At 34.9% G+C, this 20,616-nt stretch carries 19 protein-coding genes; 12 read left to right on the top strand and 7 right to left on the bottom strand.

All coding sequences use genetic code 11. The features are described from left to right. Positions 1-152: 152 nt before the first annotated feature. Entirely contained in the window at positions 153-509 is a 357-nt protein-coding gene (locus CW752_RS02875) for a hypothetical protein (protein ID WP_101238290.1), read from the bottom strand. Positions 510-844: 335 nt separating this feature from the next. On the opposite strand from CW752_RS02875, the gene CW752_RS02870 reads away from it, so the two are divergent. Beyond that, positions 845-1,099, top strand: a complete 255-nt coding sequence (locus tag CW752_RS02870) for a DUF1294 domain-containing protein (RefSeq protein WP_101238289.1) — start codon at positions 845-847, stop codon at positions 1,097-1,099. A 128-nt stretch (positions 1,100-1,227) separates the two neighbouring features. On the opposite strand, the gene CW752_RS02865 is transcribed toward CW752_RS02870, so the two are convergent. After that, positions 1,228-2,775 carry a glycosyl hydrolase family 28-related protein gene (locus CW752_RS02865; protein WP_101238288.1) on the bottom strand — a complete coding sequence of 516 codons (1,548 nt, stop codon included), beginning with the start codon at positions 2,773-2,775 and terminating at the stop codon, positions 1,228-1,230. A 221-nt stretch (positions 2,776-2,996) separates the two neighbouring features. On the opposite strand from CW752_RS02865, the gene typA reads away from it, so the two are divergent. The 4 genes from typA (at position 2,997) to ychF (ending at position 8,713) form a co-directional block, all read left to right on the top strand. Next, on the top strand, positions 2,997-4,802 hold the full coding sequence (typA, locus tag CW752_RS02860) for a translational GTPase TypA (protein ID WP_101238287.1): 1,806 nt from the start codon (positions 2,997-2,999) through the stop codon (positions 4,800-4,802). Positions 4,803-4,932: 130 nt separating this feature from the next. Next, positions 4,933-6,555, top strand: a complete 1,623-nt coding sequence (locus CW752_RS02855; protein WP_101238286.1) for a glycoside hydrolase family 10 protein — start codon at positions 4,933-4,935, stop codon at positions 6,553-6,555. A gap of 334 nt (positions 6,556-6,889) precedes the next feature. Then, positions 6,890-7,441, top strand: coding sequence for a ferritin (locus CW752_RS02850; RefSeq protein ID WP_101238285.1), 552 nt, complete (start codon positions 6,890-6,892; stop codon positions 7,439-7,441). Between the two features lie 180 nt (positions 7,442-7,621). Beyond that, positions 7,622-8,713, top strand: a complete 1,092-nt coding sequence (ychF, locus tag CW752_RS02845; protein WP_101238284.1) for a redox-regulated ATPase YchF — start codon at positions 7,622-7,624, stop codon at positions 8,711-8,713. 138 nt (positions 8,714-8,851) lie between these two features. On the opposite strand, the gene CW752_RS16745 is transcribed toward ychF, so the two are convergent. The 3 genes from CW752_RS16745 to CW752_RS02835 form a co-directional block, all read right to left on the bottom strand. Next, positions 8,852-9,100 carry a hypothetical protein gene (locus tag CW752_RS16745; RefSeq protein ID WP_133121638.1) on the bottom strand — a complete coding sequence of 83 codons (249 nt, stop codon included), beginning with the start codon at positions 9,098-9,100 and terminating at the stop codon, positions 8,852-8,854. Between the two features lie 156 nt (positions 9,101-9,256). Next, positions 9,257-9,451: a bacteriocin gene (locus CW752_RS02840; RefSeq protein ID WP_101238283.1), complete on the bottom strand. Its 195-nt coding sequence runs from the start codon at positions 9,449-9,451 to the stop codon at positions 9,257-9,259. A 46-nt stretch (positions 9,452-9,497) separates the two neighbouring features. After that, entirely contained in the window at positions 9,498-9,689 is a 192-nt protein-coding gene (locus CW752_RS02835) for a bacteriocin (RefSeq protein ID WP_101238282.1), read from the bottom strand. Positions 9,690-9,902: 213 nt separating this feature from the next. Between CW752_RS02835 and CW752_RS02830 the strand changes: the two genes are divergently transcribed. Continuing rightward, the gene (locus CW752_RS02830) at positions 9,903-10,841 is read left to right on the top strand and encodes a helix-turn-helix domain-containing protein (RefSeq protein ID WP_101238281.1); all 939 of its coding nucleotides are present in this window, start codon (positions 9,903-9,905) and stop codon (positions 10,839-10,841) included. An 87-nt stretch (positions 10,842-10,928) separates the two neighbouring features. Beyond that, positions 10,929-11,693: an SDR family NAD(P)-dependent oxidoreductase gene (locus tag CW752_RS02825; protein ID WP_101238280.1), complete on the top strand. Its 765-nt coding sequence runs from the start codon at positions 10,929-10,931 to the stop codon at positions 11,691-11,693. 262 nt (positions 11,694-11,955) lie between these two features. On the opposite strand, the gene CW752_RS16815 is transcribed toward CW752_RS02825, so the two are convergent. Then, positions 11,956-12,114: a hypothetical protein gene (locus tag CW752_RS16815; protein ID WP_185117557.1), complete on the bottom strand. Its 159-nt coding sequence runs from the start codon at positions 12,112-12,114 to the stop codon at positions 11,956-11,958. 456 nt (positions 12,115-12,570) lie between these two features. Continuing rightward, entirely contained in the window at positions 12,571-13,719 is a 1,149-nt protein-coding gene (locus tag CW752_RS02820; RefSeq protein ID WP_101238279.1) for a methionine aminotransferase, read from the bottom strand. 232 nt (positions 13,720-13,951) lie between these two features. On the opposite strand from CW752_RS02820, the gene CW752_RS02815 reads away from it, so the two are divergent. The 5 genes from CW752_RS02815 to CW752_RS02795 all read left to right on the top strand — a co-directional run bounded on the left by CW752_RS02815 (position 13,952) and on the right by CW752_RS02795 (position 20,599). Next, entirely contained in the window at positions 13,952-14,512 is a 561-nt protein-coding gene (locus CW752_RS02815; protein WP_101238278.1) for a DUF2867 domain-containing protein, read from the top strand. Between the two features lie 428 nt (positions 14,513-14,940). Continuing rightward, positions 14,941-16,824: a DNA topoisomerase IV subunit B gene (locus CW752_RS02810; RefSeq protein WP_101238277.1), complete on the top strand. Its 1,884-nt coding sequence runs from the start codon at positions 14,941-14,943 to the stop codon at positions 16,822-16,824. A gap of 76 nt (positions 16,825-16,900) precedes the next feature. Next, positions 16,901-17,317: a hypothetical protein gene (locus CW752_RS02805; RefSeq protein ID WP_228401591.1), complete on the top strand. Its 417-nt coding sequence runs from the start codon at positions 16,901-16,903 to the stop codon at positions 17,315-17,317. Between the two features lie 8 nt (positions 17,318-17,325). Continuing rightward, the gene (locus CW752_RS02800; protein WP_101238275.1) at positions 17,326-19,917 is read left to right on the top strand and encodes a DNA gyrase/topoisomerase IV subunit A; all 2,592 of its coding nucleotides are present in this window, start codon (positions 17,326-17,328) and stop codon (positions 19,915-19,917) included. A 40-nt stretch (positions 19,918-19,957) separates the two neighbouring features. Beyond that, positions 19,958-20,599, top strand: coding sequence for a rhomboid family intramembrane serine protease (locus CW752_RS02795; RefSeq protein WP_101238274.1), 642 nt, complete (start codon positions 19,958-19,960; stop codon positions 20,597-20,599). The last annotated feature ends 17 nt before the right edge of the window (positions 20,600-20,616 follow it).

The raw sequence follows: 20,616 nt of genomic DNA, 5'->3' as shown, positions 1-20,616 counted from the left end.
CTCCGTTTTACATACTGATTTTTAAATGATTCCATAACATTACTTTTTTTTGTGTAACGCTATATTAGGACGAGACAACTTTTGAAATAATAGAAGCTGCCCTCAATTAAGGCAGCTTTTTTATTTTTTTTGGAATAATTTGTTACTGAAAATCAATTTAAAATCCGGGAATTCTGAATACGTACACAATACTCACTTCCCAGATACAAAGGATTGCCATGTTTTTCAGACCAAAACCCATCCAGGATATCTTTATTGAGACAACGGTATACAGCAACACCCTTATAGAGTTTATGATCGTCACCTTCATAGTTGAAGTTGATGACTAAAATATGGTCTTTATAAAATCCTGTTCCATTTTGGATGTGATCACCAATAACCCATTGAGCAATAATACGATTGTTTTCATCAACAGATAAAATTAATATGCCGCGGTAAGAAACTTGGGCAGATTCTTCCTGATTACTTCCTTCAATAGAATAAGTGCCTGCCAGATCGTGTACTGTCATTGATTTTTTTATGAGGACAAAATTAAAAAACTTATTTTGATAGTGTAATTGTTTAAACTTTATAAACGCAGAAGCTTTCATTTTTAAACCCTTTAGTAAGCTTGGTTAAAACAATTCCTTAGAAAAATCTACATAAGGTGAAAATCTTTGATTTTCACAAAGCTTAAGTGTCCTTATTATGCATAATGCCTGGCTCTAAAAAACTTAAGTGGTTAAACCTTAGTGGTTAAAAATAATCAATATAAAAGTTTAAAGAGCTTCAGTGTTATAAATATTTCCAACTGCCTTTTTACATATCCAAATTTAACTCTATTTTTGCTGCAAATTAATTGAAGATGACCCTTTTTCTGCTGATTGCCAATCTTATTACATTCGGAGTTTTTGGATTCGATAAACTGCAAGCGAAAAAAAACAGATGGAGAATATCAGAAAATATGCTTTTGGGACTTTCACTCATAGGAGGAATTATGGGAGCAGCTTTTGGAATGATTACCTTTAATCATAAGGTTTCCAAGAAATCATTTCTTGTCAAATTTATCCTGGTGGTTTTAATAGATCTTGTGTTGCTATACCGATTGATAAGGCATTGATAAAAAGGAATGCATATGTTTCAAATACGTTATTTATTGCTGAAGTTTGGAAAATTATCGGACTTCAAATTATTCTTATCTGTTGGTTTAAAATAAAATCCTTATCAATTTGATAAGGACTGTTGTTATTATACCGGTGCTCCATCTGCTTTCACCCATTGCGTTCCCTTCCAGTAAACAGGAATTCCCAAATCTAAGTCAAAATATCTGAACCCGGGATCCAGGCTGCCTGTAGGTCTTGCTGCTGTAGTTCCTGATCTTTTGATGTCCGCATTCATCCCGTCTGCATTTCTCCAAGATCCACCATCAAAAAATTCAGGTTTGCTGTTTGAGGTATTGTAAAAATGATAGCCAGCAATAGGAGAAAAAGGTCTTTTATTAATATTTCCGATATCATCAAAGGTTTTATAAATCCTGATATTCTGGTCATAATATTTTAAATTATTAACCAGTCCATCTACGTATATTTGACCTTTATATTGATCTTCAATTAAAAAGTCAGACTTAATAAAGAGATTTTTTAAATGAACAATATTATCGGCAGTTAAGTTTGATGTATACTTTATCAGAAATTTATTATTATTTATTAATGATCCATCAGCCCAGATATTATCTAACGAAAAAGATGCACTTTCAGAGGCTAGCAATGCATAATTCTTGTTTTGTTCAAAATGAATATCCCTGAGCGACAGATTCTGAGTTATGCCTTTTATTTCCACACCGGTTTTATTGTATTCAAAGATTGAATTTTGGATCCATGTGGTTTGAATGCCGTGAGAATCAGTTAATAATCCATTGATTAGCATCCCTGTTTCACAATTGCTTAACCAGATATTTCTAAAAGTTACCGTTGTGCTTGGCCCACTACCCGCGGAATCTTCATAAAGAATACCAATTCCATTCGATCCGAAAACTTTGAAGTTTGAAATTTTAAGATTTACAGCTAATTTTATGCTTAATCCTGTGCTGGATTTGTTATCGTAAGCGTCAGTAGCATCTCCGAGGAGCCTGGTCACAGTAACATCGTCAATAATTGAATCATAAGCGCCCTGCAATACAATTCCCCCTTGGGAAAACGTAATATTTCTGATAACAATAGATTCAGACATGAGAACATTGTTACCACTCGTTCCGGTAATATTGGTAACGTTTGCCCTCGGAAGTAGATTTTCAGAAATATTGGCATGTTGATGAAGAATTACCCCTTTTTTACTTTCACCTAATAGTGTTGTATTGTGAGGTAATTCCAACGTTTTAGTTAACTTATATTTTCCATTGGGAATATACAGCGTAAAACCTCCAAACTTTGAATTGCTGTCCTGTCTGGAAGGAAATAGTTTAGCTCCGGCTTTGATAGCATTAATAAAAGAAGCAGTATCATCTCCTCCTGCATCACCTTCGTCCAGATTGCCTTTTGCACCAAACCACTTTACATTGATAATATCTTCATTATAAATAACTTCACGGGCATAATACTCAGAGTTTTTTTTTCTATAGATAGCCTGATCTGTTTTACTGTCATCCATTGGAGTGCCATCAATCCAGGTTGAAGTTTTAATATAATTAACAATTTCCTGAGTAAATTTATCAATCAATGTAACAACGTCTTTATTCAAAGTCGGGTCAGATGATTGAAAAAATTCATCAGTATTTAATAAATTTAAATTGTTTGTCATTTTTTTTGTTTTTTAAAGATTTAATAACGAATTGTATAATCCTGTAAGATTATCTAAAACAAAGATAAAACAGGGCAACGCCAGAACGTGACGCAACAATTTTTTTCCATGATTATAAAGTAGAATTATCTAAAATTCTCATTATGAAATTGTTAAATATTGCATAAACTTTTTAATTAATTCATTTAAAATCACTATTTTTGCACCCGTAAAAATCCTATATGCAAAACATTAGAAATATTGCGATTATCGCACACGTTGACCACGGAAAAACAACTTTGGTCGACAAGATCATCCACGCTACCAACATTTTCAGAGAAAATCAGGAGAGTGGGGAATTAATTATGGATAACAATGATCTTGAAAGAGAAAGAGGGATCACAATCTTATCCAAGAATATTTCTGTTACTTATAAAGACACAAAAATTAACGTAATTGATACTCCTGGTCACGCGGATTTCGGTGGGGAAGTAGAAAGAGTATTAAAAATGGCTGACGGAGTTATTCTGTTGGTGGATGCGTTCGAAGGACCGATGCCACAAACAAGATTCGTGCTTCAAAAAGCTTTAGAATTAGGTTTAAGACCATTAGTTGTGATCAACAAAGTAGATAAACCAAACTGTCGTCCGGACGAAGTTCACGATCAGGTATTTGATTTATTCTTCAACCTGGAAGCTACTGAAGAACAATTGGATTTCCCAACATTCTACGGTTCTTCTAAACAAGGTTGGTTCAACACTTCATTAGAACAAACGGAAGATATTTTACCATTATTAGATGGAATCTTACAATATGTTCCTGCTCCAACTGTAACGGAAGGAAACCTTCAAATGCAGATCACTTCTCTTGATTACTCTTCTTTCTTAGGAAGAATTGCAATCGGGAAAGTAACAAGAGGTGAAATTAAAGAATCTCAATGGATCGGTCTTGCTCAGGCAGACGGTAAAGTAGTAAAAGGAAAAGTAAAAGAACTTTACGTTTTCGAAGGATTAGGAAAGAAAAAAGTAACCGAAGTACAAGCAGGAGATATCTGTGCTGTAGTAGGTTTCGATGCATTCCAGATCGGTGATTCTTTCGTAGATCTTGAAAACCCTGAGCCATTGGAAAGAACAGCAATTGATGAGCCTACGTTGAACATGACGTTCTCTATCAACAATTCACCTTTCTTCGGTAAAGATGGTAAATATGTAACGTCTAATCACTTGAAAGAGAGATTAACAAAAGAATTAGAGAAAAACCTTGCCTTAAGAGTTCAACAAACTGACGACGCTAATACGTTCTTAGTTTTTGGTAGAGGTATTCTTCACTTATCTGTTTTAATTGAAACAATGAGAAGAGAAGGATATGAAATGACTATCGGTCAGCCACAGGTTATCTTAAGAGAAGTTGATGGCGTAAGCTGTGAGCCTTATGAATCTTTAGTTGTTGACGTTCCTGAAGAATATGCTTCAAGAGTAATCGACTTGGCCACTCAGAGAAAAGGAGATCTTCACATTATGGAAACAAAAGGGGAGATGCAGCACATGGAATTCGAGATTCCTTCAAGAGGTTTGATCGGATTACGTTCTCAGATGTTAACGGCTACTGCAGGGGAAGCTATTATGGCACACCGTTTCACAGAATATAAGCCTTTCAAAGGAGCTATTCCTGGAAGAAACAATGGAGTATTGATCAGCAAAACTCAAGGACCGGCTACAGAATATTCAATCAACAAACTACAGGATAGAGGTAAGTTCTTCGTTGATCCGGGTGAGGAAATCTATGCAGGGATGATCATTGGTGAACAAAATAAACCTGGAGACCTGGTAGTAAACATTGTAGAAGCAAAACAGTTGAACAACATGCGTGCAGCTGGAAAAGATAAAGATACAGGTGTTGCTCCTAAAATCTTATTCTCTCTTGAAGAATGTATGGAATATATCCAAGGTGATGAAGCCATTGAGGTAACTCCAAACTTCATCAGAATGAGAAAGAAAATCCTTTCTGAAGAAGAAAGAAAAAGAGTTGACAGAGCTGCAAAAGCGTAATCAAATTCTGATAGATAAAATCAAAGCCTCGATTTTTCGAGGCTTTTTTTCTGATACATTGAAAAAAATGTTTATTTTTTCAATAGAATAAACCAAATTGTAAAATATAATTTAAAGTAGTTTTGCAGCTATGAAAATGAATAAATTAAAACTTATCCTTTTATTAGGAGTTTTAGCTTCCTATAGTACTTCTTGTTCCGTTCAGAACAATACGATAAAGACTCCTCCGGCTAAAAATCCAACAACATCAACAACAAAACCCAATACAAATCCAACAAAACCAAAAGAACCTGTAGTGGTGACGAAACCTACAACAGGAACCCCAACAGATGAAGTTTTTAGAACTAATCTTCCGGAAATCAATAGAGAGTTTCGTGCCGCATGGGTTGCCAGTGTAGCCAATATCAATTGGCCTTCACGAAATGATCTGACAGTGGAACAACAGAAAGCAGAAGTAATCAATATGCTTGAAATGTTGAAAAATAATAATTTCAATGCTGTAATCTTCCAGATCAGACCTTCGGCAGATGCTCTATATACAAGTAATATCGAGCCTTGGTCTTACTTTTTAACCGGAGAAACAGGAACCGCACCTTACCCTAATTATGATCCCTTACAATTTTGGATTGAAGAATCTCATAAAAGAGGAATTGAACTTCATGTATGGTTAAACCCTTACCGAGCTCATCATACTAATGGCGGTGCAGTAAACAATCTGTCAATGGCTAATAAACTATCTGATATTGTTGTCCGATTAAAGAATGGAATGTATTGGTTTGATCCGGCTAATCCAAAAACGCAGGGCCACGTTTCCAATGTTGTAAAAGATATTGTGAAAAGATATGATATCGATGCCGTTCATTTTGACGATTATTTTTATCCGTATGCAACCTATAACAAAGGAGCAGACTTTCCGGATCATGCAACCTGGAATGCCTATGTAAACAGTGGCGGAACTTTGTCCAGAGCTGATTGGAGAAGAGATAACGTTAATAAATTTGTTGAACGTATTTATAAAGAAATTCATGCTGAAAAAAGTTATGTGAAATTCGGAATCAGCCCGTTTGGAATCTGGAAACCCGGATATCCTGCCGGAGTTGTTGGTTCTTCACAATATGACGAATTGTATGCAGATGCTAAATTATGGTTAAATAAAGGATGGGTAGACTATTTTTCTCCCCAATTATACTGGCCGATAGACTCAAAAGGACAGAGTTTTGAAGCCCTGCTAAGCTGGTGGAAGACGGAAAATACAATGAATCGTCACTTATGGCCGGGACTGAATACTGTTGAAATTAAAGTGTCAGATCGTCCAACTGAAATTAAAAATCAGATTGAAATTTCAAGAAATATCCTGAAAAACGATGCCGGAGAAGTTCATTGGAGTATTGCTGGACTTACAAAAAATCCAAATATGCTTCCTGCCTTGAAAAATGGGCCATATAAAGAAAAGGCATTAGTGCCTAAATCTCCCTGGATAAAAGCCATGCCATTACAAACTCCTACTTTGTTCATTACAGATAATGGAAGTTTCGCACAGGCAAGCTGGAGTACTAAAAATATAGCCGATGTTTTCCAATGGGTACTTTTTACACAGTACAATGGAGTATGGCAAACAGAAATTTTGACGTTAGACAGCCTGTCAAAAGATATTCCTAAATTTAAAGATGGCAAAAAGCTAGGCGGGGTGGCCCTTAAGGCTATTGACCGATTAGGAAATGAAAGTGATTATATAGCGAAGAAGGTGAAATAATTTCCTTCCTGAAATCCGATAAAAAAAGAGGTTTAACTTTATGTTGAACCTCTTTTTTGTTCCAGGCATTGTTTATTCGAACAGATTGAGAATTCTGTAGAATACAACACAAAATCTGTTCTTCTGAAAGAATCTCAACGTAAATAAGAACAAACTTTCAATAAGTTAAACCGTTATATTGTACCATTTTATTTTAGAATAACTATAAATTATCAATTTAAAATAATGATTATCAGTTTTATATAAATAGTAAGTGTGGTATTTAATTTAAAATAAAAACTTTCTCGGAATCATTTTTGCATGAATAATTTCAAAATCACCAAAATATAACATTATGAATACTAACAGACTTTCCGCAAATGTGGAAAAAGCACTTAGTGATCAGATGAACAAGGAGATTCATGCATCACACATTTTTCTATCTTACGGAATTTGGGCAGATGACAAAGGTTATCAGGGAATAGCCAACTTTCTTTACAGACATGCCCAGGAAGAGAGAAACCATTCAATCAAATTCATGGAATACATTTTAAACAGAGGCGGAAAGCCTAAAGTAGATGCCATTCCGGCGCCACCGGCAGATCCGGAAACCTTAACGGCTTGTTTTGAAGGAGTATTCAAACATGAAGTGGATAATACAACAGCTATTTACAAAATTGTCGACCTCTCTATGTCCGAAAAAGACTGGGCAACCTGGAACTTTATGCAATGGTTTGTGCAAGAACAAATTGAAGAAGAGACGTTGGCTCAAAACTTAATTGATAAATTAAAAATTGCAGGCGGTGACAGAGCTACAGACGAATCTTTATTTACTTTAGATAAAACTTTACAAGAAGCCCCGAATGATGTGCCATTGGCGCAGGAAGCCACAGGAGATAATCCTTAAAGCTTCATCGGTAAACCCAAACGGGTTGAAAATCTGTCAGAATGCTGGCAGATTTTTTTATTATGAAACTCCCTCAAAAATCACTATCTTTGCACACTCGTAATTCAAGGTTCCGAGTTCAATGATAAAGTTGAAGAAACCTTGGATTGCTCCTAAACCTTAAACTTTGAATTTTACAATATGAAATGTGGAATCGTAGGCCTGCCGAATGTAGGTAAATCAACTCTTTTTAACTGTCTGAGCAATGCAAAAGCTCAATCAGCAAACTATCCTTTCTGTACAATTGAACCCAACCTTGGAACGGTTTCAGTGCCGGATCAAAGATTGTTTGAATTGGAGAAAATCGTAAAACCTGAGAGAGTTTTACCGGCTGTCGTTGAGATCGTTGATATTGCAGGTCTTGTAAAAGGTGCCAGCAAAGGAGAAGGATTAGGAAACCAATTCTTGGCAAATATCCGAGAGTGTGAGGCAATCATCCACGTTTTAAGATGTTTTGATAATGGTAATATCGTTCACGTTGAAGGTTCTGTAGACCCATTAAGAGATAAAGAAATTATTGATATCGAATTACAGCTGAAAGACCTTGAAACAGTAGGGAAAGCTGTTGAAAAAGCTAAAAAATTCATCAAATCAGGAAAGAAAGAAGATATTCTGACTTATGAAACCCTTCAAAACCTGCAAAAATTCCTTGAAGACGGGAAAAATGCCAGAGAATTTGCAGTAGATGATTTGACGAAATCGATTATCGGTGAAGTTCAGCTTTTAACAAATAAACCGGTTCTTTACGTTTGTAATGTAGATGAAAATTCTATTAAAAACGGAAACGAATGGATTGGTAAAATTGAAGAAATGGCTAAAAATGAAGGTGCTGAAGTTGTTGTTTTAGCAGCACAGATTGAAGCTGATATTAATGAATTGGAGACTTTTGAAGAAAGAGAAATCTTCCTTGATGAACTAGGTCTTACTGAACCGGGAGTAAATCGTTTGATCAGGAAAGCCTATGATCTTTTAAAACTTCAGACGTATTTTACAGCGGGAGTGAAAGAAGTAAGAGCCTGGACTATTGGACAAGGATGGACAGCTCCTCAGGCAGCAGGGGTGATTCACACAGACTTCGAAAAAGGATTCATCCGTGCGGAAGTAATCAAATATAATGATTATGTTACTTACGGATCCGAAGTAAAAGTAAAAGAAGCCGGAAAACTTTCTGTAGAAGGAAAAGAATATGTCGTTCAGGATGGTGACATCATGCACTTCAGATTCAACGTATAAAGAAAAAATATTAAAGTTAGTTATAGTTAAAAAACGTTTCCATGAATTTGGGAGCGTTTTTTGTTGCTGGAAGAAACAGATAATAAAGAAATAGTCTCCTAGATTTGATCGTGCGAAAATAGGAGACAATCTTTACTTTTATGGCATTGAAGGTTCAAGGTTAGGCCAGCATGGTGGCTCTACACAGCTAAAAGAAATTAAAGTACATGTATTCGAATTAGGCATGCATACTTCAGTTGCGCCGGGACGGCAGCGTTTTTCATAGCACGCAGGATGAATTTGGGCACATCCACCACCGCTGTGAGTACATATCATTACTCCTCCCAAAATACTTTTTAATTGTTTTTTATTCAGCTTTTTTGCCTGATTTAAAATCTGTTTTTTCATGGTCTGATTTTTATGGTTTAGTTTTTTGATATCTAATGGATAAAAATAAAGAATCTCCCAGAATAGAAAATTTTACTGACTGTTCAGCCAGTCAGCATATTTTTTTTCTCCTGTTATTATTCTCAGCTCTTTTTTTATTGAGTTTTTTGCAATGAATTAAAATTCTATTGGCCAATTAGGTCTACATTTTTCCTGAGCACATGAAGGTGATACGATTTTACAACGTCCACTGGCTTCACAAGGAGGGTCCGGGCAAAACGTAGGTTCTATGCAGTTGAGTAAACCTCCAGTAATGTGTTTTAATTCTTTCTTATTCAGTTTTTTACCGTTTTTTACATTTTGATGTTTCATAATAATTCATTTTAAAATTTATTAATAGATGATTTGATCTTTGAAATTAAGGTCTGCAAATGGCTTGTCCGCATTTTGGATGGATCATGGTGCATCCATTAGCATCCGCATGAGATTCACAAGTGCCGGGATATGGTTGGCAAGGTTCAGGAACCATACAATCGTACATTCCTCCGGCAATAGATTTCAATTCTTTTTTGCTCAGTTTTTTACTGATTTGTGTAAATTGATTTTTCATGGTTTTGATTTTTAGTAAGTTAGTTATCACTAATGTAATAAAAATAATTGAACATAAATCACTTTTTATGGAAAATAATGACAAGGGAATAGTTAAATTATTGACAAAAACTTGATAAAACATGAATTTTGTTAAACTTAGTAAGTGCATAACCTGAAGCACATATAAACATAATGATAACTTTGTATATTTGAATTTTACAAATCATATGATATGGAAAAGATCGCTCATACTTCGTTGGAAGAATTCTACAGAGAGATGACCGCCAAACTGGGTAAGGATCTTGAAAGTATTTTTCCCAAAGGCCTTCATAAAGATATCGGGCATTTTAATGTATTTGATATCGCTCAAACTATTGAAAGGGTAAAAACAACTTCTGAAATGCCCTATAACAGAAGAAAATATTATAAAATAAGTCTGATCAGAGGACGTAACAGGGCTGAATATGCAGATAAGATTGTTTCAATAAAACAAAATGCATTATTGTTTGCAACACCTAAGGTCCCTTATCATTGGATTCCCGAAGATCCTGAGCAGTCGGGGAGCTTCTGCGTATTTACAGAAGATTTTTTTATTAAAGACAGAACTTATAGTAGTCTGGAGGATCTGCCTATTTTTCAACCCGGGGGAGTTCCTATATTTGAAATCGATGATGAGCTGGCTGATGAAATAGAGGTTCTTTTTAAAAAAATAAAAAAAGAAATTGATTCAGATTATGTCTTTAAATATGATCTGATCAGGAATTATGTATTGGAATTAATTCATTACGGTCAAAAATTACAGCCGGCTACTAAAATTTCAACCTCCAATGATGCGGCGATGAGAGTGGTTTCTTTATTCATTGAACTATTGGAAAGGCAATTTCCTATCGAATCTCCGGATCAAAGATTACAATTGAAAACAGCAAAAGATTATGCAGATAGATTGTCAGTTCATGTTAATTATTTAAATAAAAAATTAAAAGAAAGTACCGGAAAAACAACTACAGAATGTATTGCTGATCGAATAATTCAGGAAGCTAAAATCCTTTTAAGACAAACCCAATGGAATGTTTCTGAAATATCTTATACACTGGGTTTTGAAGAAATAGCTCATTTTTCTAATTTTTTTAAAAGAAAAACAGGTTGTACTCCATTAGAATTTCGTTCATGATTTGAATTTTGCAAATATCAGATTGATTTAAGCAAATACTTCATTCTGAAAATAGCTCAATTTTGTCTCATTAAATCAAACAAAGAAATGGAAACAAAAACAAAAATTGCATTAATCACAGGGGGAAACCGTGGTTTAGGAAAAAATGCAGCGTTAAAAATTGCCCGAAAAGGTCTGGATGTGATTATTACGTATAGAAGCAACAAAGAAGAAGCAGAAGCTGTGGTTGGTGAAATCAAAGCAATGGGGAGAAATGCAGTGGCTTTTCAACTCGATACAAAAAACATGAAAAGTTTTGATGGGTTTGTAAAAACGATCACAGATCATTTACAGAAAAATACCGGAAGTTCCAATATTGATTATCTGATTAATAATGCCGGAACAGCTTTATATGCGCCAATTACTGAAGTTACTGAAGATCAATTGGATGATATCGTAGATATTCACTTCAAAGGAGTCTTTTTCTTAACGCAAAAATTATTACCATTTATAAATAATGGAGGAGGAATCGTTAACATTTCTTCAGGATTGGCAAGATTTGCAACTCCCGGCTCTTCTGTTTACGGTTCAATAAAAGCCGGAGTAGAAATGCTGACAAAATATATGGCTAAAGAATTAGGACCAAGAAAAATCAAAGCAAATGTGATTGCACCAGGCGCTATCGAAACAGATTTTGGAGGAGGAAGAGTAAGAGACGATAAGGAGATCAATGATGTGGTGGCCGGAGCTACAGCCTTAGGAAGAGTAGGGCTTCCAGATGATATTGGTGGTGTCGTTGCTTTCCTGTGTACTGATGATGCAGGATGGATCAATGGCCAAAGAATTGAAGCTTCCGGAGGAATGTTTTTATAATGCAGAGGTAAAAAAATCATTATAAATAAAGGAGGCTGTCTCAAAAGCCAAATTATTTGACTTTTGTCATTGACTACGTCGAATCTTCGATTTCTGACACAGACTGAAGGTCTGCGAACGCAGTTCAAAAGAATCTCATTGATGGTCAGTTATTTGAGATTCTTCATCCCATTTCTGAACTACGTTCGTAAACTTTCAGTTTATGTTCAGAATGACATTTTTGAGACAGCCTCTTACTCTTTTAATAGGTGTAGTTTATTATTTACAAAGGCCTTATTTTACATTGAGGCTCTCCACAAAAATTTCCATAGAAAGCACATTCGGTTGTTTCCGGAAGAATACATATTTTAAGTCCTCCTTTAATTTTATTCAATTCTTGTTTGTTCAGTTTTTTTCCTTGAGGTAAAGCTTGATTTTTCATAATTATTGTTTTAATGGATTGATTATAACGAATGTACAAAAAAACGCCAATAAATCACTTCATTATGAAAAAGTGTAAAATCCTGATTGAATTTTATTCATAAGTCGATGTATCTGATTGTCAAATTGTTTTTTTGATTAAAAAGATAAACGCAAAGTTCATTAATAATGCTGCTTTATTTTAAGTGGGCAAAGTGATGTGGCTCTGCCACTGATGAAGCAATATGCACATACGCTTTGACGAATCAACAAAGTTGATTCTATCTTTTGCTCTCTTAAAATCGACAATTTCAAAAATGAAAACTTTGCGTCAGAAAATTCATAATCCATATATTCTATTTTTAATTAAAAAACACTCAAAGAATATGATTTAGATAAAAATTTGAATGACATGCAAAAAATCAAATTTAGAAATTTAAACAGACCCTAAATAGTATTAAATGAGCTTGTTTAAAAATTAAAGCCTGGAAAGATTTTCAATGGCTCTTTCCAAAGTTTCCTCTTTTTTGGCAAAACATAATCTGATCACATTTTCATTTAATTTGTTTTTATAAAAAGAAGAGAAAGGAACAGTGGCTACCTTATGACTGATCGTAAGTTCAGTGGCAAAATCAAAATCATTTTTGTCAGAGATTGCACTATATTTTACAGCCTGAAAGTAAGTTCCTTCACAATCGAGTAATTCAAAAGAGGTGTTGGCTAACCCCTGTCTTAAAAAATCTCTTTTTTCCTGGAAAAACTGATTAAGATGAGTATAATGCTCATCGTTTTTCATGTATTCTGCTAAAGCAAGCTGGATAGGTGTATTAACGCAGAAAACGTTAAACTGATGCACTTTCCTGAACTCATCCGTTAAATTTTTTGGAGCAGCACAATAACCTACCTTCCAACCCGTAACATGGAAAAGTTTTCCGAAAGAAGCAACAAGAAGACTTCTTTCTTTAAGCTCCGGATACTGGCAAATACTTAAATGTTTTTTTCCGTCAAAAACTATATTTTCATATACTTCATCACTAAGGATAAGTATGGAAGTTCCTTTCACCAATTGAATAAGTTCCTGAATATCTTCTTCTTTTAAAATTCTTCCTGAAGGATTGTTCGGATTATTAAGAATGATCATTTTGGTTTTGTCGCTAATCAATGTCTTTACAACGGACCAATCGATGGTATAATCCGGAGCCTTCATTTCAAATCGCTTTACAATTCCTCCGAAAAGCTCTACGGTAGGTTCATAACAATCATAAGCCGGCTCAAAGATAATCACTTCATCATCCTTTTTGATAAAGGCTGCAATGGCTGTAAAAATAGCTTGTGTACCTCCGGCAGTAACCGTAATTTCAGTACCTGGATGATAGATGGCTTTATGACTGTTCTCTATTTTTCGCGCAATCTCTTCCTTTAAACCGATTATTCCTCCCAAAGGAGCATACTGATTGAAACCTTTTTTTATAAAATAATTTACCTGATCCAATAATTCTGCATCAGGCATGAAATCAGGAAATCCCTGAGAAAGATTAATGGCTTCATTTTCATTGGCCAATTGTGTCATCTGGCTGAAAATAGTTGTTCCCACATTGGAAAGCTTCGATAGAGGAAGTTGTATCATATAAACAAATTTTCTGGTTATCGAATTTAATGAAATATTTAAAACGTTGAATGATAAATCAGAAATGCTTTAAAAGTTTGTCCGGAAGTACTGCTTACAATGACTTATAGTTTAAAATGTAAGTCTTTCAAAGGAAACTAAAATCAAACAAACATTTGTTTAATATTTTCTTTTGCATCTAAAGAAAGATACTTACATTTGTTATACAAATAACCCACTTACACCCAATGACATGAATATTAAGAAAGTTGAATTTCCGCAAGAATCCATTTTATCTCAAGGAAAAAATAATTTCGATTATATCGATAGTTTTGAAGGAGAATTGGCAAATAATCCTCAACGCTTTAGCATAGAGGAAGTGGGAAAAGCTTTTTTTACCAGCGGCCCAAAATGGGGAAAGGAAATGTTTGCTTTTAGAAATAAAGTTGTTGGTCTATTGGGGCTAAAAACAGGTGCTGAAGTTGAAAAAACACAGAATATTGAAAATTTTAAATGTGAAGTAGGAGATCGCGTAGGACTTTTTAAAGTATTTGATAAAACCTGCAATGAAATTATTTTGGGTGAAGATGATAAACATCTGGATTTTAGAATTTCCCTTATGATTGATCAGAAACAAGATCTGAAGGATCTAAACTCTCTGACGATTTCCACCACAGTAAAATTCCATAATTGGCTGGGTATATTGTACTTCCTGCCCGTTCGTCCTTTTCATAAATTGATTGTTCCTGCTATGTTAAAGAATATAATATGCCAGTTGGAAAATGGTAGCCCTACGGTTCTGAATACGAATTAATGTATTACTGTATTACTGGATATAACTTTTACTCTTCTAATACCCGTTGTGCATTTTGAGGCTAAAATCACCTGAGATCAGGGTAAAAAGGGTTGGAAGCTAGAAGAAAGAAGCTGGAAGTTAGTAATGATTGATAGCCTATGACATCATTAATTTTGCCTTAAGATCAATAAAAAAGATGAATAGTTATTTTTATGGCCTTCATCACTTTCAGCCTCCAGCTCCCGGCTTCAAAACTTTACTCTGAGCTGACGTTAAAATATCAAAATGTACAACGGGCATTATGCATAAATGATTGTTATTTTAATCTATTTATGGTGAATTATTCCATTTGGAAATATTTATTGCTTTTAAAGCTAAAAAATGAATTTTAAAATTCGGATAATTTTGGACAATTTCGTACTTTTGTATGTTTGCTGAAATCATATATGTCACAAGAAATAAATCCAACCTACTCCGAAGATAATATCAGAACCCTCGATTGGCAGGAACATATCCGTTTGCGCCCCGGCATGTACATCGGGAAGCTTGGTGACGGTTCCTCCGCTGATGATGGTATTTATATTTTGCTTAAAGAAATTCTGGATAACTCTATTGATGAGTTCAGAATGAAATCCGGAAAAAGAATTGAAATAAAACTCGACGACGGTAAAGTTACCATCCGTGACTTCGGTCGTGGAATTCCATTAGGAAAAGTAGTAGATGCCGTTTCCAAAATGAATACCGGAGGTAAGTACGATAGTAAAGCCTTCAAAAAATCCGTAGGATTGAACGGGGTCGGTACCAAAGCGGTAAACGCTCTTTCGGACTATTTTAGAGTACGTTCTTTCCGTGATGGAAAAATGAAAATGGCCGAATTCTCCCGTGGTATGATCAAAGAAAACTTTGATGAAAAAGATACTTCGGACAGAAACGGTACGGAAATTTCCTTTATTCCTGATGGTGAAATATTCCTGCACTTTAAATACAGAAAAGAGTATATCGAAAGAATGCTCCGAAACTACGCCTATCTGAATCCGGGATTGAAAATTCTTTTCAATGGGGAAACCTATTTTTCAGAAAATGGTTTGAAAGACCTTTTGGAAGAAGAATTGGAAAGTGATACGCTGTATCCGATCGTTCATTTGAAAGATGACGATATTGAGGTAGCCATTACTCACACGGATAAATCCCAGACGGAGACTTACTTTTCATTCGTTAATGGACAGAATACAACACAAGGAGGTACCCACCTTAATGCTTTCCGTGAAGCCTATGTAAAAACGATTCGTGAGTTTTTTAATAAAAATTTCGATGCTTCAGATATTAGAAAATCGATTATTGCTGCTATTTCCATCAATGTGGAAGAGCCGGTGTTTGAATCTCAGACCAAAACAAAATTAGGATCTAACGATATCGGACCGAATGGGCCTACCGTAAGAACTTTTGTAATTGATTTCCTTAAAAGCAAACTCGATAATTTCCTTCACAAAAATCCTGAGATTGCAGAAGCAATTCAGAGAAAAATATTGATTTCTGAAAGAGAAAGAAAAGAACTTTCAGGGATTCAGAAGCTGGCAAGAGAAAGAGCCAAAAAAGTTTCTCTTCACAACAAAAAGCTTCGAGACTGTAGACAGCATTATAACGATCAGAAAGCCGAAAGAAAAGGTGATACTCAAATTTTTATTACCGAGGGAGATTCCGCATCCGGATCTATTACAAAATCCAGAGATGTAGAAACACAAGCGGTATTCTCACTGAAAGGTAAGCCATTGAATTGTTATGGACTTACTAAGAAAGTGGTATATGAAAATGAGGAATTTAACCTTCTTCAGGCTGCTTTAAATATTGAGGAAAGCTTAGAAGACCTTAGATATAATCAGGTGATTATTGCTACCGATGCCGATGTTGATGGGATGCACATCCGATTACTGATGATTACGTTTTTCTTACAATTCTTCCCGGATTTGATCAAAAATGGACACCTTTATATTCTACAGACTCCGTTGTTCAGGGTTAGAAATAAAAAAGAAACAAGATACTGTTATACAGAATTGGAAAGAATAAAAGCTTTGAATGAGCTTGGAAAAAACCCTGAAATCACCCGATTCAAAGGATTAGGTGAAATTTCTCCGGATGAGTTTAAACATTTTATTGGTAAAGATATCCGTTTAGAACCTGTAGTAGTAGGAAAAGATCAGACTATTGAGCAGCTTCTTGAATTTTATATGGGGAAAAATACTCCGGACAGACAAACATTCATCCTTGAAAATCTGGTAGTTGAAGATACAGATATTGATAAAAAAGAAATCCTGGATGAAATAGAAGAATAAAACTGATCAACATAAAATGAGACTAAGTAACCGAAATAAAACATCAGTTTATAATTTTATAAATACGCTGTTGCTAATGGCAGTAGTATTTGGAGTAATAGCCTTTTGGGCAAATAAGTATAGATTTAATGCTTTGGGAGCTGAAAGTTATTTATTAATTATTATTCCCGTTTTAATGCTGATTCTTTTTCATATTAATGGACGACAGATTTTTGAATATGATAGTGATGGAGAAGCGCTGAATTTTAAAAACAGAAATATTATTCCTTTTTTAAATAAAGCATTACATGATGAATTTCCAAAATATAAATTGCTAAAATATGATGTGATCAGTATTTTTTTTATTAAAAGATTATACATCACCGTCTCAAGTAAGAATAATGGTTCTACGATTCTTAAATACCAGATTTCTTATTTGAACCAAAAAGAAGTAAATGATTTAAAACTCTCTCTCAATAAAGTAGTGAAAGCTAATAAAGAGAAAAATAGATAAAAAAACAGATGACGACAGAAGAATATTCGCATGAGGGTGAAAGCTTGAAGAAAGTTTCAGGTCTTTATAAAGACTGGTTTCTGGATTATGCTTCCTATGTAATTTTGGATAGGGCCATTCCTTCGGTATATGATGGGCTAAAGCCTGTTCAACGAAGAATTATGCACTCTATGCGTGAGCTGGAAGACGGCCGTTATAATAAAGTGGCTAATATTGTAGGAAATACAATGAAATATCACCCCCATGGTGATGCTTCCATTACTGATGCCATGGTGCAAATCGGACAGAAAGAATTACTGATCGATACCCAAGGAAACTGGGGGAATATCTACACCGGTGATTCTGCGGCGGCAGCCAGGTATATTGAAGCCAGGTTAACTCCGTTTGCTTTGGAAGTGGTCTTTAATCCTAAAACGACCGAGTGGGCCAAATCTTATGATGGTAGAAATAATGAGCCGATCGATTTACCGGTAAAGTTTCCGTTGCTTCTTGCTCAAGGGGTAGAAGGAATTGGGGTAGGGCTTTCTACCAAAATACTTCCACACAACTTTAACGAGCTAATCAATGCTTCTGTAGCCTATTTGAAAGGAAAGAGATTTGAATTATATCCTGATTTCTTAACAGCAGGATATCTGGATGTTTCCGAATATAACGATGGCCACAGAGGTGGAAAAGTAAGAGCCAGAGCTAAAATTACCCAGACGGATAAGCATACGTTGGTTATCTCCGAACTTCCTTATTCCAAAACAACAAGTGATCTGATCGATTCGATTTTAAAGGCAAACGAAAAAGGGAAGATCAAGATTAAAAAGATTGAAGACAATACTTCAGATAAAGTAGAAATTCTGATTCACATCCATAATGATGTATCTCCTGACAAAACCATTGATGCTCTATATGCATTCACAGACTGTCAGGTAACCATTTCTCCGAATGCCTGCGTTATTGTAGGAGATAAACCTATGTTTATGAATGTTTCCGATATTCTGAAAATGAATACGGATCATACAGTGTCGTTGCTGAAGAAGGAATTAGAAATTGAGCTTCACGAACTTCAGGAAAGCTGGCATTTTTCTTCACTGGAAAGAATTTTCATCGAAAATAGAATTTACCACGATATTGAAGAAGTAAAAACCTGGGAGGATGTACTGAAAACTATCGATAAAGGATTAAAGCCACATACAGGACATCTTTTAAGAGCTGTAACGGAAGAAGATATTTTAAAATTAACAGAAATCAGAATCAAGAGAATTTCAAGATTCGATTTGGATAAATTTAAAGAAAATATTGCCGCTCTTGAAGGGAAAATAGAACAGGTAAAATATCACCTTGCCAATTTGATCGCTTATGCGATTGATTATTATTTAAATATTCAAAAGAAATACGGAAAAGACAAGCAAAGAAAAACTGAACTTAGAATCTTTGATACGATTGATGCTACAAAAGTAGCCGTAGCCAATGAGAAATTCTATGCTAATTTTGAGGAAGGTTTTATCGGAACTTCTTTGAAAAAAGATCAGTATATGTTTGATTGCTCCGATATTGATGATATCATTACTTTCAGGAAAGATGGAAGTATGAAGGTGGTGAAAGTAGAAGCCAAAACCTTCATCGGAAAAGATATTCTTCATGTTGCTGTATGGAAGAAAAATGATAAAAGAACGGTTTATAATATGATCTATCGTGAAGGTAGGGAAGGACCGTACTATATGAAACGTTTTTCCGTAACGGGGGTAACCAGAAATACAGATTATCCATTGGCTTCAGATAAAAAAGGTTCAGAAACATTATATTTTTCAGCCAATCCTAATGGAGAAGCCGAAACGGTAACTGTACTCCTTAAGCCTAATCCGAGAATCAGAAAGAATAAAATGGAGATTAATTTCTCCGATCTTGCCATCAAAGGACGTGACTCCAAAGGAAACCTGGTGACCAAATACGCTGTGAAAAAAGTGGATATGAAGGAAGAAGGTGTATCCACGCTGGCTCCAAGAAAAATCTGGTTTGATGATACCGTGAGAAGATTGAACGCCGATGCAAGAGGTACATTATTAGGAAGCTTTAAAGGTGATGATAAAATCCTTACCATCAATACCAATGGAGAAGTAAAATTGGTTTCTTTTGATCTGGGTAACCGTTTTGATGACGAATATTTGGTATTAGAAAAATGGAGACCGGCACAACCGATTACCTGTATCTACTATGATGGAGAAAAAGATATTTACTTTATCAAGAGATTTTTATTAGAGAATACAGTAAATGTGCAGACATTCATGCCATCGGAACATCCAAAATCATTCATTGAAAATGTAATTGTGGCCAATGATGCCACAGCTGAAATTATTTTTGCAAAGGATAAAGGAAAAGAACGCGATCCTGAAACTATAAATATTGATGAATTTATAACGGTAAAAGGAATAAAAGCGATTGGAAATCAGTTTACCAAGTTTAAGGTAAAAGCTATTAATATTACCATTCCTGAACCTGTTGAAGAAGAACCTGAAGTATATGAAGAACCGGAACCAACCGGCGATATGGATGATGAAGGAGGAATGATTGGTGATCTGTTTCAGAGCGACGAGAATAATGACAATGAATAGACTGAAACGGTCTGTTTAAGAATAAGATAAAAAGCATAAGATGGATATATTGGTTTTAATTATCATGGCTATTACATGTATCTTTAGTTACATGGGCTTCAATAATATAGCATTATTTGAAAAATATAAATTTAATGTTGGGGCTATTGCGAATCGTAAAGAATATGTAAGGCTCGTAAGTTCTGCATTTTTGCATGCAGATTTTATGCATTTGTTTTTTAATATGCTTTCCCTGTATTTTTTCCAGGGGGTGGTAGTTAGCTTTTTTGGAGAAGTAGGTTTTCTGATTATTTATTTCGGATCTATGATTCTGGGAAATTTATTTAGCCTGCAGATTTATAAAAACCAGCCTTGGTATTCTGCAATTGGAGCTTCAGGAGCTGTTTCCGGAATTATTTTTGCTTCCATCGCAATGGCACCTAATGAGATCAGTGTCAATTTTTTACCGGGATGGCTATTTGGAGCAGTGTATTTCGGATATTCCGTATACATGATGCTGAATCCGAAACAATGGGACAATCTGGGACATGCTGCTCATCTTGGAGGAGCCTTTTTCGGGCTTGTATATTCTATTGCCATGCACCCACAGCAAGCGATGAGTAATATATTTTTCTTAGGAATAATGTCGCTTCCACTGATTTATTTAGCCTATGAAATTTTTGTCAGAAAGCGAATAGGATAAGAGACTATTTTAAATAA

It is taken from the genome of Chryseobacterium sp. PMSZPI (assembly GCF_002835665.1).
GTDB lineage: Bacteria > Bacteroidota > Bacteroidia > Flavobacteriales > Weeksellaceae > Chryseobacterium.
This window is presented reverse-complemented; position numbering and strand designations above follow the sequence as displayed.

Excerpts from the sequence above, each read along its gene's own strand:
- CW752_RS02875 (WP_101238290.1), bottom strand. The coding sequence starts at position 509 with ATGACAGTACACGATCTGGCAGGCACTTATTCTATTGAAGGAAGTAAT.
- CW752_RS02870 (WP_101238289.1), top strand. The coding sequence starts at position 845 with ATGACCCTTTTTCTGCTGATTGCCAATCTTATTACATTCGGAGTTTTT.
- CW752_RS02865 (WP_101238288.1), bottom strand. The coding sequence starts at position 2,775 with ATGACAAACAATTTAAATTTATTAAATACTGATGAATTTTTTCAATCA.
- typA (WP_101238287.1), top strand. The coding sequence starts at position 2,997 with ATGCAAAACATTAGAAATATTGCGATTATCGCACACGTTGACCACGGA.
- CW752_RS02855 (WP_101238286.1), top strand. The coding sequence starts at position 4,933 with ATGAAAATGAATAAATTAAAACTTATCCTTTTATTAGGAGTTTTAGCT.
- CW752_RS02850 (WP_101238285.1), top strand. The coding sequence starts at position 6,890 with ATGAATACTAACAGACTTTCCGCAAATGTGGAAAAAGCACTTAGTGAT.
- ychF (WP_101238284.1), top strand. The coding sequence starts at position 7,622 with ATGAAATGTGGAATCGTAGGCCTGCCGAATGTAGGTAAATCAACTCTT.
- CW752_RS16745 (WP_133121638.1), bottom strand. The coding sequence starts at position 9,100 with ATGAAAAAACAGATTTTAAATCAGGCAAAAAAGCTGAATAAAAAACAA.
- CW752_RS02840 (WP_101238283.1), bottom strand. The coding sequence starts at position 9,451 with ATGAAACATCAAAATGTAAAAAACGGTAAAAAACTGAATAAGAAAGAA.
- CW752_RS02835 (WP_101238282.1), bottom strand. The coding sequence starts at position 9,689 with ATGAAAAATCAATTTACACAAATCAGTAAAAAACTGAGCAAAAAAGAA.
- CW752_RS02830 (WP_101238281.1), top strand. The coding sequence starts at position 9,903 with ATGGAAAAGATCGCTCATACTTCGTTGGAAGAATTCTACAGAGAGATG.
- CW752_RS02825 (WP_101238280.1), top strand. The coding sequence starts at position 10,929 with ATGGAAACAAAAACAAAAATTGCATTAATCACAGGGGGAAACCGTGGT.
- CW752_RS16815 (WP_185117557.1), bottom strand. The coding sequence starts at position 12,114 with ATGAAAAATCAAGCTTTACCTCAAGGAAAAAAACTGAACAAACAAGAA.
- CW752_RS02820 (WP_101238279.1), bottom strand. The coding sequence starts at position 13,719 with ATGATACAACTTCCTCTATCGAAGCTTTCCAATGTGGGAACAACTATT.
- CW752_RS02815 (WP_101238278.1), top strand. The coding sequence starts at position 13,952 with ATGAATATTAAGAAAGTTGAATTTCCGCAAGAATCCATTTTATCTCAA.
- CW752_RS02810 (WP_101238277.1), top strand. The coding sequence starts at position 14,941 with ATGTCACAAGAAATAAATCCAACCTACTCCGAAGATAATATCAGAACC.
- CW752_RS02805 (WP_228401591.1), top strand. The coding sequence starts at position 16,901 with ATGGCAGTAGTATTTGGAGTAATAGCCTTTTGGGCAAATAAGTATAGA.
- CW752_RS02800 (WP_101238275.1), top strand. The coding sequence starts at position 17,326 with ATGACGACAGAAGAATATTCGCATGAGGGTGAAAGCTTGAAGAAAGTT.
- CW752_RS02795 (WP_101238274.1), top strand. The coding sequence starts at position 19,958 with ATGGATATATTGGTTTTAATTATCATGGCTATTACATGTATCTTTAGT.